General features: G+C 42.7%; 14 protein-coding genes. 9 read left to right on the top strand and 5 right to left on the bottom strand.

The window, feature by feature from the left end; genetic code table 11:
* Positions 1-71 precede the first annotated feature (71 nt).
* Together P7F88_RS09885 and P7F88_RS09880 are read right to left on the bottom strand one after the other, a co-directional pair.
* Complete coding sequence (locus P7F88_RS09885) at positions 72-1,010, bottom strand: AEC family transporter (protein WP_277824186.1); 939 nt, start codon at positions 1,008-1,010, stop codon at positions 72-74.
* Positions 1,011-1,049: 39 nt separating this feature from the next.
* The gene (locus P7F88_RS09880) at positions 1,050-1,454 is read right to left on the bottom strand and encodes a GNAT family N-acetyltransferase (protein WP_277824605.1); all 405 of its coding nucleotides are present in this window, start codon (positions 1,452-1,454) and stop codon (positions 1,050-1,052) included.
* A 220-nt stretch (positions 1,455-1,674) separates the two neighbouring features.
* Here P7F88_RS09880 and P7F88_RS09875 point away from each other — a divergent pair, with 220 nt between their 5' ends.
* Positions 1,675-2,817, top strand: coding sequence for a sensor domain-containing diguanylate cyclase (locus P7F88_RS09875; RefSeq protein WP_277824184.1), 1,143 nt, complete (start codon positions 1,675-1,677; stop codon positions 2,815-2,817).
* A gap of 116 nt (positions 2,818-2,933) precedes the next feature.
* Here the strand turns inward: P7F88_RS09875 and P7F88_RS09870 are convergent, their stop codons facing one another.
* Positions 2,934-3,302: a nuclear transport factor 2 family protein gene (locus P7F88_RS09870; protein WP_277824182.1), complete on the bottom strand. Its 369-nt coding sequence runs from the start codon at positions 3,300-3,302 to the stop codon at positions 2,934-2,936.
* 129 nt (positions 3,303-3,431) lie between these two features.
* Positions 3,432-3,728: a DUF1330 domain-containing protein gene (locus tag P7F88_RS09865; protein WP_277824180.1), complete on the bottom strand. Its 297-nt coding sequence runs from the start codon at positions 3,726-3,728 to the stop codon at positions 3,432-3,434.
* A gap of 151 nt (positions 3,729-3,879) precedes the next feature.
* Here P7F88_RS09865 and P7F88_RS09860 point away from each other — a divergent pair, with 151 nt between their 5' ends.
* A complete protein-coding gene (locus tag P7F88_RS09860; RefSeq protein WP_277824178.1) occupies positions 3,880-4,767 on the top strand; it encodes a LysR family transcriptional regulator in 888 nt (295 codons plus the stop codon).
* A gap of 12 nt (positions 4,768-4,779) precedes the next feature.
* On the opposite strand, the gene P7F88_RS09855 is transcribed toward P7F88_RS09860, so the two are convergent.
* On the bottom strand, positions 4,780-5,313 hold the full coding sequence (locus P7F88_RS09855; protein ID WP_277824176.1) for an acyl-CoA thioesterase: 534 nt from the start codon (positions 5,311-5,313) through the stop codon (positions 4,780-4,782).
* Between the two features lie 522 nt (positions 5,314-5,835).
* On the opposite strand from P7F88_RS09855, the gene P7F88_RS09850 reads away from it, so the two are divergent.
* The 7 genes from P7F88_RS09850 to P7F88_RS09820 all read left to right on the top strand — a co-directional run bounded on the left by P7F88_RS09850 (position 5,836) and on the right by P7F88_RS09820 (position 12,428).
* The gene (locus tag P7F88_RS09850) at positions 5,836-6,609 is read left to right on the top strand and encodes an ABC transporter permease (RefSeq protein ID WP_277824174.1); all 774 of its coding nucleotides are present in this window, start codon (positions 5,836-5,838) and stop codon (positions 6,607-6,609) included.
* A gap of 5 nt (positions 6,610-6,614) precedes the next feature.
* Positions 6,615-7,436 carry an ABC transporter permease gene (locus P7F88_RS09845; RefSeq protein ID WP_277824171.1) on the top strand — a complete coding sequence of 274 codons (822 nt, stop codon included), beginning with the start codon at positions 6,615-6,617 and terminating at the stop codon, positions 7,434-7,436.
* Between the two features lie 28 nt (positions 7,437-7,464).
* Positions 7,465-8,988 (top strand): ABC transporter substrate-binding protein, encoded by a 1,524-nt coding sequence (locus tag P7F88_RS09840; protein ID WP_277824169.1) that lies wholly within the window; start codon positions 7,465-7,467, stop codon positions 8,986-8,988.
* A gap of 18 nt (positions 8,989-9,006) precedes the next feature.
* Complete coding sequence (locus P7F88_RS09835; protein WP_277824167.1) at positions 9,007-9,816, top strand: ABC transporter ATP-binding protein; 810 nt, start codon at positions 9,007-9,009, stop codon at positions 9,814-9,816.
* A complete protein-coding gene (locus P7F88_RS09830) occupies positions 9,809-10,579 on the top strand; it encodes an ABC transporter ATP-binding protein (RefSeq protein ID WP_277824165.1) in 771 nt (256 codons plus the stop codon). Before P7F88_RS09835 ends, P7F88_RS09830 begins: the two co-directional genes overlap by 8 nt.
* Positions 10,580-10,621: 42 nt before the next feature.
* On the top strand, positions 10,622-11,926 hold the full coding sequence (locus P7F88_RS09825; RefSeq protein WP_277824163.1) for an MATE family efflux transporter: 1,305 nt from the start codon (positions 10,622-10,624) through the stop codon (positions 11,924-11,926).
* A 307-nt stretch (positions 11,927-12,233) separates the two neighbouring features.
* Positions 12,234-12,428, top strand: a complete 195-nt coding sequence (locus tag P7F88_RS09820; RefSeq protein WP_277824161.1) for a hypothetical protein — start codon at positions 12,234-12,236, stop codon at positions 12,426-12,428.
* Positions 12,429-12,515: the final 87 nt, after the last annotated feature.

Below are 12,515 nucleotides of genomic sequence, written 5' to 3'. Positions count from 1 at the left end.
TGCCTGGAACCATTTTGCGCTCTGCGGAATGCAGCTAAATCAAACAGTTTCGATTTAGCTGCTTAAAGCCTTTAGTTAAGAAGTATAACCACCACAGGAAAGGCGATAATAAACGCCAGATAACTGTAGAACCAGAACGTATTCGCCAGATCACCATCCAGGCGATAGAGCACTGTTGGCAACGTAGATGTAAAACCTGTCGGCATTACCGCAAGCAGAATGCAAACCTTAGCCACAAGTCCATCGTAGATAGACCAGAGTCCGAATACAGAAATAAGCAACACGGAAACTACTGGAGATAACACGGCTCGGGTTAACGAGACCTTCATTGCCAATTTCTTCCATCGCTCGCCACCTCTTAAGTTAAACGTCAGGCCAACAGCAAAGACCATCAACAAACTCCCTGTAGGAATTACATATTGATTGATATCCCCGATTAACTCCGGTCTTGGCACACCACTTAGATTTAAAACTAACCCAAAAAATATCGCACTGATTGCCGCTTGAAATATCGGGTCACTGATAAATGACCTTTTACCTGCGGCAAAGTTATCTTCACTACAGCGTCTGGCGTAAGGATATAGTCCAGCAAAGTAGATTAGTTCTTCAAACAATTTATAAAGTGCTACTAACGCAACACCGCTCTCTCCAAATATAAAAAAGGCACAAAGGTTCCCAAGCGCACCTAGATTATAAAAGCCGGTGACCGATACTAACGCTCCGGCTTGTCTTGGCTCTAATCTTTTAAACTTGACTGTGGCTAACCCAACCAAACCACCAAATAAGATTACTCCTAATCCAACAATAGGAAGAAACAGTAATTGAGCCTCTATTTTGGGTAACTGCCAGATGGAAGAGAAAATGGTATACGGGATAATAGCTAAAAGAGTTAACTTCCCCAGAAAAGGACTCAGTTGCTGGCTATATGACTTATATCTGCGCTGAAATAATGTACCCGCAACAAAACAGATGGTAATAAACGTAAATAGAATAATGAGCCTTTCGTGCATTTGCTCACCCACACTTACTGAATAGAAAGAGTTGAATCATCATAACGATAATTCCATTTTAAAGTAAGGAACATCACTCTTATAAAATCGCTGCCCTTCTGTTTGCATCCCTAAGCGCTGATAAAAGCCAATAGCAGCCTCTCTTGCGTCGCACCAAAAATAACCGATATTTCTCGTTTTCAGATAGCCTAAAGCGTATTCAATAAGAGCAGTCCCTATGCCCTGCCCCTGATATAAGGGATAGGTAGCGAACTTTCTTAATCGGGCTTTATTGTTGCTAATATAAATTGATGCCACCGACACTATTTCACCATCTATTTCAGCACCAAGATGTAACCCCTCTTCATCCCCTTCAACAATGCAGAACTCGACGGGCTTATTCGGCCAAAGAACTTTGTGACGAACCGGAAGAGCCTCATCTAAACTAATTTCTCGAATATTCATTAGAATGGTATATGTGATCTTGCTCAAAATTTAACAGCTAGTGTACATCATTGATGTTTCGTGGACTACCGCAACGAATATTCCCGTAAATCCCTACAACCGGATTTACCTCATTCATAACTTTCATATATGAATGAGCTTCATTTGTGACTTAGCCCGTTCAATTCAAGTGATAAATATATTAATGTCTTAGCACAGTGAAGAGTCGGACTAACCTTACATGCCAGAACAAACCATAGACTGGAAAGCATTTGCAGACCAGCAATCAGACGCTCGAATAAAAGCAGAAAAATCCCTTGAAGAGATGCGACGTTTCTTATTTGAATACTTCTATAGCCTTGGGCCAGATCCAAAAGAGAACATATCTATCGTGGTTCAAACTCTGGGCAAAGTGCTTGGTTCAAGCGTGGCCCTTTATAATCGGCTAGAGTCTGGTGTGCTTAAAACATGGTGTATTGATCATGAACCAGATGGGTATAGGCGCGAAGATACTCCTGACGGGCACATCTGTTATGAAATGACAATCTGCCAACGTTGCAATAGTAACCTCACTTCGGTAGTACTCGATGACCTAGAGGGCACTGACTGGGAAAAGCTAGATTCGAATGTTTCTGAATATGGACTGAAATCCTATCTGGGATTTCCGGTTCTTTTAGAGGGTGAGGTTGTTGGCTCACTGTGTGTAGTTGATACTGAAAAACGTCAGTTTACTGACATAGAAAAATACATCATTGAAGCCTTTGCATCCGCGATTCGTCTTGAAGAAGAGCGCCTGGTAACTCAGGAAAAGCTGGCAAAAGCGAATGAAGATTTGCAGAAGAAAAATGACGAAATCAGAGCCCTTGCTCTGACCGACTTATTAACTAAATTGCCAAATCGACGTGCAATGATGGACGTGTTAGAAAAAAACGTCGCTATACTGCAACGCAGCCTGGTTAACCAGAATAACAGCGATGAATTTAAAGGCTTCTCTATCGCGCTATGCGATGTCGATCATTTTAAGATGATTAATGACAATTACGGTCACAATTGCGGGGATGATGTACTCGCTGTTATCGCCGATATTCTTTCACGTTCGTTCAGACCGCACGATCATGTGGCGCGATGGGGAGGTGAAGAGTTCTTGATCATATTCCCGGATACAGATTTAGATACCTCTGCCGATATCGTTGAACGCTTACGTAAAGAGATTTCTAAGTTAAGCTTTTCCCATAAAGACGAACATTTTCAGGTAACCATTACCTTTGGTGTCAGTAGTTGTACTCCAGACAACATAGACTTAAAAAGCTGTATTCACGACGCCGATATGGCGCTCTACAAAGGTAAAAGAGAAGGAAGAAACTGCGTAAGAAAAGCCAAATAAAAAACGCCGAGTATGATGGCTCGGCGGCAGGCTTCAAAGGAAAGCAAATACAACAAAAAATGAATTACATGAAAAATTTGGTTAAGTAAGGTCTGTAGGCCTGAGAAGAACCGAAGTTAATCTGCGTATTGCAGTGACATACGGGTAATTTTCCCTCCATCATTCCACCAGTAATGATAATGGGCGTTCCAGGCACTCCACTTGACTAGTGTCTTGGCATAACCCGGAGATGTTTCCAGTATATCTTTGTGTGAGAATGAATCGCCCGATGGGATGACTTCATTAAGCGCCCATCGTCTTATCGCACTTTGACCTTCAAACGTCCGAGAAACATCAACCATTACAGCATCATCGGTAAAACACGCCATATACGCATCAATATCTCTCGCCTGCGTACTGCTTTGATAACAGTCAATTGCTGTCGGTAGTGGTTGTGCAACAGTAGATCCTGCCAACAATAATAGTGATAAAAAACCGTATTTCATCTATGAATCCCCCTCGCTTAATCTGTATACAGAATAGCGAGAGAGAAGTATTCAGGATTGAAAATTGCTGCCTGAGTTTTGGTATTTTATTGCTTTAGCCTTGCTTACCCTAAGGTCTTTCACCTCTTATTATAATGCCGGAACCGGAATGATCTTCAGATCACTCATCGCTTCATCATCACGCAGTTTTTTAAGCGGCGCGTATTCAGGAGAGTCATGCCATTTTTGTGCAGTTTCCAGAGAAGGCCATTGCTGAATGACACAAACCTCTGCACCTACTTCACCATAAATAGCCGCTGGAGCTTTGTTAATAGCAATCGTCTTACCACCATAAATTTCCGTTGTTTCAGAAACCTTTTCACCATAGCGCTTGAACGCTTCCATGTCTTTGATATTAAACTGGATATAAACGTATATTGGTTGCATGTTGTTCTCCTGATTTTACACAATATTTTACTTACATGATTTATAACCAGTAGAGGGTAAAAGGTTATATCAGTTATAACCAAAGGTTACTGATCGTATAAGCTCCTATAAGTTAAAATAGGCAGGAACACCCCATATCTACGAGGTCAGCATGATTCCATCACAGCTTCCACTGTTTATCGTCGCAGCACAGGAAGGCAGCTTTTCGGCTGCTGGTCGAAAATTAGGAATCTCTGCCGCAGCAGTAAGCAAAGGGGTTGCTGCGCTTGAAAAGCAAACCGGAGTCCGGCTATTTCACAGAAATACTCGACAGTTTTCTTTAACTGAAGACGGTTCGACACTTTATCAGCAAGTCTATCCTCTGATTTCTGAAATCGAAAACAGCATTGATGGACTGACAGAGCAAAACAAAAGTCCTGCTGGGAAAATAAGGGTTAACCTACCGGATAGTTTTGGCCGTGAATTTATCATGCCTCATATCCCTGAGTTTCTTAAGATTTACCCTGACATTGAGTTAGATCTGGTCTTTGACGATCAGGTTTTAGACATTATTGAAGAAGGGTTCGATATCGGTGTTGGCAATCAGATAAATGAAGATAGTCGCCTGGTAGCCAGACCTTTATACAATATGCAAGGTGGCCTATTTGCCAGTAGAGAGTATAAAGAGACCGTTGGACTACCAACATCTATAGAGGAGTTGGCAGAACACAACTGTATCGCTTATCGTCCACTCTCTTCGGGCAGAAAATTCTTCTGGCCTCTGATGGACAGTAAAGGTGAGCATATTCAGTTTATCCCCAAAGGCAATCTGAATATCTCTAATATTAGCGCGGCTAAAATCGCTATGGAGAATAGTCTTGGTCTCGCCTATATGGGGAAGTGGCATGTGGAAAAAGATCTGGAACAAGGCGATGTTGTTCCTGTTCTTGAATCTTCCTGGGTTTCACCAAGACCTGTCTGGATCTATTACTCTTCGCGGGATAACCTGCCTAAGCGCATTCGCTTGTTTATCGACTTTATTATTAGTCGAATTAGCTAAACACCCTGATATTTAGTTAGCAGTTGGGGGCCATGGACGGTGCTGCTCTGAGTCTATCCATTCTCTTACCCATAGAGGTAGATTCCCCTCTGTGTATTCAGCGCCAATCGCGTTAGCAACCAATGATGGATGAACCAGCCCATCTTTTGATGTAATACCTGCACGAATCAATACAGAAGAACAGGGCTTGTCCTTTACCCACATCGATTGCTCAAGGTAGAACCATTTATCATCAACGCCAACGCATTGAGTTTTCATAGTAATATGGTCGAACATCTTAATACGTTTACGATAACGAACTGAACTTCCAGCCACCACCAACGCCCATTTATTTTTCATTAGGGCCTTATCTAAATTGCACCGAATCGCCACATCCATTCGCCCAATGTCGTACAGAGTGAGCACCCTACCATTGTTCATTTCACCCCACATATCAATGTCCCACGGGTGACAGTAGAATCGGATGGCACTTTGATCAGTAAAGGCAATTTTGGAGCGCTTCTTTGCCTGAAGGGTTGTTTTAATAAATCGAAAGAATGGATACATATCTACAATCTCTGAAACACTGGAGGCTTATTCTCTTAGTGCATCTACTCTAACGAATTTACTCTGAACAACAAACTGCTTGTTAATAAAATGTGAAGAAAACACAAAGAGCTATCATCATGACCTAGAGCAACTCCCTACCATGAGAAATAAGGCCAAAAACAACTTTAATAAAAACCCATTCACAGCATAAATAGATAAAACAGTGGTTAAACTTTTTTCTGCATAAACACCCTGCTAAACCGATAGAAAGCCCAAATATACCTAGACATTCATTTGTAATAGTATAACATTCCAGATCTTAATGAGATTTGTTACCATTTATTTCAACTTTGATTTGTAACACCCAGTTTTTCGGAATTCAGATGAGCGCTATCGCTAAGAAACTTGCAGAGTTTGCTCTGGTTGTACTGGCCGCAACATTACTTACCTACTTTCTTACCTGGCTTAGCCCCGGAGACCCAGCGCAGATCTCATTTTGAAGCCAGAGGTGTATCGCCTAGTGAAGAAGCACTTCGCAGTATGCAAATTTCAATGGGCTTAGATAGACCATTTATCGTGCAATATTTTGATTGGTTGTCCGGTATCTTACAGCTTGATGCCGGAACCTCTCTCAAAACTGGCGAGCCGGTGTTTGACATGGTTAGCCACCGGATGGGAATGACGTTCAAGCTTGCTGCATGTGCAATTCTCATCATGGTTTTCTTTGCAACATTATTTGGTGTTTTTGGCTCACTTTTAAGAGAGTCAAGGGGGGAGCTATTCCTTCGTATATTTGCTTTCGCCGCGATTTCTATCCCTGATTTTTGGTTAGGTTTAATGTTGATCGTTGCTTTTGTAGTGAACTTAAACTGGTTCAAAATCACAGACCCATATGCTGCTTCCAGCATTGTATTGCCTGCTCTGACGTTAGCTTTGCCGCTTATTGGTCGATATACCCGCCAAATCCAGGCGATGATCGAAGAAGAGATGAGCAAGCCTTATGTCGTGGGAGCTCGTGCACGAGGTACCAAAGAGAGCGTGATTATATTGCGACATGTACTGCCATCGATATTAGGCGGACTATCGACACTGTTTGGACTCTCATGTGCTCTATTGCTTGGTGGTACCGTCGTGGTGGAATCGATTTTCTCATGGCCAGGGCTTGGACGCATGGCATTAGAGGCTATCTCATTTCGGGATTATCCAGTACTTCAAGCATACGTAGTCATTATGGTGGTCATCTACATGAGCGTGAGTTTACTGTCTGATATGGCAGCTTCACTTCTGGATCCTCGCTTGAGTACTAAGGGTTAACAGAGATGAACCATTCCCTATTTAATAAAAAACATCAGTTCTTCCTGGCGTTGTTCGTTGCTTTGCTCACTGTGGTGATCGCATTACTCGGGCCACTGTTAGCACCCCATGATCCACTTGAAGCCGATTTTTTATACATACTCTCCCCTCCAAATGACGTGTACCTACTCGGCACCGATCAGGTGGGGCGAGATATTCTGTCACGCCTTTTACACGGTGCTGCAGTTTCGCTAGGCATAACCTTTGGCATGCTTGCCATTATCTTTGTACTCGGTATCTGCATTGGTAGCTTAGCCGGAATGCGAGGTGGTCACACTGATACCTTTTTGATGCGACTATCTGATGCATTGCTGGCTTTCCCGGATATGGTGTTTGCCATTGCAGTTGTTGGGTTATTAGGCCCCGGCATCATTAACATGATGATCGCGTTAGGCATTATCTGGTGGACTAAATTTGCACGCCTGAGCCGAGTGCTAATTAAATCTGAAATGCAGAGCGAGGCCATCATAGCCGGACGTATGGCAGGTGCTAGCAACTTCAAACTGTTCTGGAGTTATTTACTCCCAGCTGTGATGCCGGCACTACTTACTCAACTTAGCCTCGATATCGGCAATATGATGTTGGCAATGGCTGGTTTGTCATTCCTGGGGCTAGGCATTCAACCGCCGACTCCAGAATGGGGAAATATGCTAAGTGAAGGCAGAACTTACCTCCAGAGTGCCCCCTGGCTGGTGATATACCCTGGTATAGCAATTTTTATCGTAGTAATGATTTTCAATATCTTAGGCGACACAACGCGTAAATACTTAAACCCAGAACGCAGCTAGTACGCCAATTTATCAAGGACTATAAAAAATGAAATTTATTCACATCCTTTTGCTTTCGTTAAGTGCACTGCTATGTGCATTTAGCGTTCAGGCAAATAATTCAGATAAAACCGTCAACATGGCGCTATTTTGGATTGATGGTGACGTAGAACCAACAACAGCCTGGAACGGTTGGACACTGAGCCGAGTTGGTGTAGGTGAAAACCTTATCCAAATCGATGAAAACTTGAAGTTCAAACCTATGGTTGCGTCGAGTTGGAAGCAGTTAGATGAGCTCACAACCGAGTTCACTATCCGCGAAGGTGTGGTATTCCATAATGGTGAAAAAGTAGACGCTAAAGCAGCAAAAGCCTCTATTGAGCGTGTATTGAAGCTAACAAACCGCAAAGATATGGTGTTACCTATCGAATCAATAGAAGCCGACGGCATGCGCCTGGTGATCAAAACTCAATACCCTTATGCAACACTTTTAAATGAGTTAGCTGATCCGCTTTATATTATCGTTGATGCCAACGCAGCTGAGAACAATGACGATTTTCGCTTTAAGCCAGTTGCAACAGGTGCATTTAAAGTAGAAAGCTTCAATGCAGAGACTGGCTTAGTACTTAAAAAACATGCGGCTTACTGGAATGGTGAACCAACTATCGAAACCATCAACGTTAAGTACATTCAAGATCCAGCCGCGCGTTCGATGGCGCTACAGTCTGGAGAGCTTGACCTTGCCACGCAAATTAGCCCAATGGACCTTACTATCTTAGAGAAAGATCCAAAGCTTAGCGTCCTTACCGGTCCTAACCTACGTATCTTTTTCTTGCGCACTAACTTTAACCACCCGTGGATGAAGCTTCCTGAGTTCCGTCAAGCAATTCGCCATGCAATTCGAAAAGATGTTTATGCTGGACGTATTGCCGGCGGTATTCCTGCACGTGGTCCATTTAATGACTTGCTGCCATTTGGTCTGAGTGGTGATGATGTCTACACCTATGACATGGAAAAAGCAAAAGCACTGCTAGATAAAGTTGGTATTAAAGACACTGACGGTGACGGCTTCCGTGAGTTTAATGGTGAGAAGATCACCCTTAAATATATAAGCATGCCTAATCACGGCTCAGTGGCTAAGAACATCGGTATCGCAATGCAGTCGGAGCTTAAAAAAGTTGGCATCGATATGGAAGTGCTACAGATGGAAAACCATACTGAAGCGGCAAAACAAGGTCAGTATGACTTTCTTTATGAACGCTGGACGTCAGCTCCAACACTGGATCCACAATACTTCCTGGAATCGAGCTTTAAAACAGGTGCACACGGAAACTCCGGTGGTTACAGCAACCCACAGTTTGATGAACTACTTGTCAGGCTAGAACGTGTAACGGATAAAGAGCAGCGCAACGAACTCGGTCAGCAAGGTTCTAAACTACTGATGGAAGATGCTGCCGGTATTTTCTTGTTCTACCAACGTGGCAATCTGGTGCACAACAAACGTCTTGACGGTATCTACAGATTCACTTCTGAAATCTATTATGTAGACGATCGAATAAAGCTTGCTAAGTAATAGATTAAGAACAGATAAATGACACAACCTATTCTTGAGGTTAACGACCTTTCGGTATCTTATGACCATACGAGTCAGGTATTAAAGAAGGTTGGTTTTACTCTACAGCAAGGAGAAATCCTTGCTGTAGTAGGTGAAAGTGGCAGTGGAAAAACCACCCTGATACGCACCATTATCAACCTCCTGGGCAAAAGTGCCACTATCGACTCTGGAACAATCCGGTTCGATGGTATCGATTTATTCACCCAAAATGCTAAGCAATGGCGAGCATTACGTGGAGGGTGTATCGCTATGGTATTTCAAAACCCCGGAGCAACCCTGAGCCCAATGGTAAGTATTGAAAGCCAGTTTATCGAAGCTATCCGCAACCATAGAGCCATCAGCAAAGCCGAAGCCAAGCAAGTCGCTCTGGAAGAGATTAGCAAACTAGGATTAGCCGATCCGCATGGTATTTTGAAATCTCGCCCCTGGCAGCTAAGTGGCGGCATGAAGCAAAGAGTTGCTATCGCTATTTCACTTGCCATGCAACCAGAGCTTATCTTAGCGGATGAGCCGACTTCAGCACTGGATGTATCAACTCAAGAACTGGTTCTTGATGAGCTACGTAATCGCAAAGAAAATCACAATACGGCTGTAATTATGGTGAGCCATAACCTGGCTGCCTGTGCTGCAATTGCCAATAAAATTCTGGTTATGAGAGATGGCGAAGTTGTTGATTATGGTACGTTAGACGAAATCCACTCTCGTGAAGAAGGTTGCTACACCTGCGAGCTACTCGACGCAGTACCAACATTGAATCCGTCAGTTAAGGAGCCAAAAAATGACTGAACTGGTTCGGGTAAAAAAATTAAATCAAAGCTTCCTACGGAATGGTGAACGATTTCACGCATTAAAGTCTGTGAACATTTCGATCAATGAGGGCGAATGTGTTGGCATTGTTGGGGCAAGTGGCTCTGGTAAATCAACTTTAGCAAGGCTGTTGTGTCAAATCACAACCAGCGATAGTGGTGAGATCCTGTTTCAGGATAAACCTCTATCTGACTGGAAACTAGCTGAGTACTACCAGCAAGTGCAGATGGTTTTTCAGGACCCCTTTGCTAGCTTTCCTGCAAGAATGACCGTTAAAAAATATCTTTTGGAACCCTTTATTAACTTTAAGTTGATCGATAAGTCCCAATCTGAAGCGTTAGCTATCGAATTGCTTGAACGAGTGCATTTACCAAAAGATCTGCTTAACCGATACCCAAGCCAATTGTCGGGTGGTCAGTTGCAGCGAATTGCGTTTGCTCGTGCTACCGCTCTATCCCCCAAGCTGCTTATTTGTGATGAAGCAACATCAGCGCTTGACGCAACCATCCAAAAACAAGTAGTAAGGCTTTTCCTGGAATTAAAACAAAAATTTGGCTTTGCCTGCCTGTTTATCACTCATGACCTCGCTCTGGCAGAAATGTTGTGCGACAAAATCTATGTGATGCATGAAGGTCAGGTTGTAGAAGAGCTAACGAGTGGTTGCATAGTAGACGAAGCCACTCATGAAATGACGAAAAAGCTCGTTGCAGCAAATTTAAGTCTATCTCGTTCACTAAGGTAATTGAGCACCTATTTATTCTATTTAAGTCGAGTTTAATCAAACATGAACCTGTCTCATAAAGACTACTTTAAGATTGCTTTTCCATTTATTGTATCTACCGTAACCCAACCTCTGCTGGGTGCAGTAGATACCGCCGTTATAGGAAAACTTGGTGTCGCGGAACTGATTGGTGGCGTTGCCATTGGTACCATTATTATGAACACCTTGTACTGGCTGTTCGGTTTCTTTCGTGTGAGTACTACAGGACAGAGTGCCATCGCACTTGGCAAAAATGACCCTGCAGAACAAGCGAGCAGTTTATTCCGTCCTTTTGTCCTAGCTTTGTGCGTTGGTTTAGTATTTATTGCGCTACAAGTGCCAATTTGGAAAGGTGCCGAATGGATAATTAGCCCTGATGAAGTAGTTGGACAAAACGCTCGAATCTATTTCGATATCATGATTTTCGGTGCACCGTTTGTTTTGCTTAACTACACCATTATTGGTTGGCTAATGGGACAAGCAAAAGCAAAGGCGACCCTGTTCACTCAGGTATTTGGTAACGTGCTTAACATTGTGCTCGACCTGATATTTGTTCTTCATTTCGAAATGGGCATCGCTGGCGTTGCTATAGCTACTCTAATTGCACAAATCTCCACTTTTGTTATTGGAATGGCCATCGTTCTCAAAACCTGTCGGTTTTCCCTGTTCGACCATATACAAACAGCAAAGATGTCTCGCAAAGACCTTAAAGTCATTGTCTCTTCAAACATGGATTTGCTATTACGAACCGTATGTTTGCTGACATTCTTCAATATGATGGCGCGTGTAGGCTCGCAGCTTGGCTCTGATGTTTTGGCTGCCAACGCAATCCTTATGCAGGTCACTTTTATCGTAAGCTACATGTTTGACGGTGTAGCCAACGCATCAAGTGTATTCGCTGGTAAAGCGGTTGGTCAGAAGAACCCCAATTTACTGAATAGTGTTATCAAGCTAAATACTCAGTGGACCACTGCATTTATTCTGGCTATGACACTGTTTATCATTTTGTTTGACGATCAAATTGTAATACTGTTTACCACACTGCCAAAGTTAATTGCGATCTACTCTGATATGAGTCCTTGGCTGCTGGCATTCCCGGTAGTGGCAGGCTACGGCTTAACCTTCTATGGTATTTTTACTGGAACAGGCACCACTCGTCCGGTGCGTAACTCGACATTTTTCACACTGATGCTGTTTTTGGTTGCGCAGATGGTTGCCGTTCCACAGTGGCAGAATCATGGTTTGTGGTTAGCATTCACTCTGTTTTATGTTGGGCGTTTTGCATTTTTGTATCCTTACATCGGCAAGGTTAAGGAAAAATGCTTATAGTTGGATCGAAGAAGTAATATCTAGTCTAAATCGTTGTTTGACGAATAAGAACAACATGAGTAACTTCTACCCATAAGAATTAAGTTACTAATTTATAATACTATTTATAAGTTAGTGACCTTGAGTGCAGGTAAAAATAAACTCCGAATGAAAAATATCCTTAAATTTGTCATTGTCAGTAACCTTCTTGCTTTCACCCTTACTTTCACGGTAGAAGCAACCACTTCAGTTCTTGGGTTAAAGTACTGGTCTGACTATCTTTTTCTTCAATGTATTCATACTGTGGGGAATCGCTGGCATTCTATTTATGTATCCACCCAAAGGCGGCATTGGTGTTTCTGATGAAAAAGCGGAAAGGGTCGCCGACTCAATGGTAGACAGAGCAAAGGTGAATGAAATAGACAGCGCAAGACTCAATGACAATACCAACATGTATGCAAAACTGCTAATTGCAGGCATTCCTGCCCTATTGGGATGTGTTGTTCAGAGTTTGTTCTTCTAAGTGTCTGAGTTATACCGTCAAATAAACTTTATCGGAACATCTAGATATTTTAGATGTTCCGACAAAGTCCTTTCATGATAAAAATTA

The organism is Vibrio hannami (assembly GCF_029589055.1).
GTDB classification, from domain to species: Bacteria; Pseudomonadota; Gammaproteobacteria; order Enterobacterales; family Vibrionaceae; genus Vibrio; species Vibrio hannami.
Note: the sequence above shows the minus strand (reverse complement) of the source record. Positions and strands in the feature narration are given on the sequence as shown.

Bases quoted from the DNA above. Each gene is read 5' to 3' on its own strand.
- P7F88_RS09850 (WP_277824174.1), top strand. From the start codon at position 5,836: ATGCAAATTTCAATGGGCTTAGATAGACCATTTATCGTGCAATATTTT.
- P7F88_RS09875 (WP_277824184.1), top strand. From the start codon at position 1,675: ATGCCAGAACAAACCATAGACTGGAAAGCATTTGCAGACCAGCAATCA.
- P7F88_RS09840 (WP_277824169.1), top strand. From the start codon at position 7,465: ATGAAATTTATTCACATCCTTTTGCTTTCGTTAAGTGCACTGCTATGT.
- P7F88_RS09880 (WP_277824605.1), bottom strand. From the start codon at position 1,454: ATGAATATTCGAGAAATTAGTTTAGATGAGGCTCTTCCGGTTCGTCAC.
- P7F88_RS09870 (WP_277824182.1), bottom strand. From the start codon at position 3,302: ATGAAATACGGTTTTTTATCACTATTATTGTTGGCAGGATCTACTGTT.
- P7F88_RS09885 (WP_277824186.1), bottom strand. From the start codon at position 1,010: ATGCACGAAAGGCTCATTATTCTATTTACGTTTATTACCATCTGTTTT.
- P7F88_RS09820 (WP_277824161.1), top strand. From the start codon at position 12,234: ATGTATCCACCCAAAGGCGGCATTGGTGTTTCTGATGAAAAAGCGGAA.
- P7F88_RS09830 (WP_277824165.1), top strand. From the start codon at position 9,809: ATGACTGAACTGGTTCGGGTAAAAAAATTAAATCAAAGCTTCCTACGG.
- P7F88_RS09860 (WP_277824178.1), top strand. From the start codon at position 3,880: ATGATTCCATCACAGCTTCCACTGTTTATCGTCGCAGCACAGGAAGGC.
- P7F88_RS09825 (WP_277824163.1), top strand. From the start codon at position 10,622: ATGAACCTGTCTCATAAAGACTACTTTAAGATTGCTTTTCCATTTATT.
- P7F88_RS09855 (WP_277824176.1), bottom strand. From the start codon at position 5,313: ATGTATCCATTCTTTCGATTTATTAAAACAACCCTTCAGGCAAAGAAG.
- P7F88_RS09865 (WP_277824180.1), bottom strand. From the start codon at position 3,728: ATGCAACCAATATACGTTTATATCCAGTTTAATATCAAAGACATGGAA.
- P7F88_RS09845 (WP_277824171.1), top strand. From the start codon at position 6,615: ATGAACCATTCCCTATTTAATAAAAAACATCAGTTCTTCCTGGCGTTG.
- P7F88_RS09835 (WP_277824167.1), top strand. From the start codon at position 9,007: ATGACACAACCTATTCTTGAGGTTAACGACCTTTCGGTATCTTATGAC.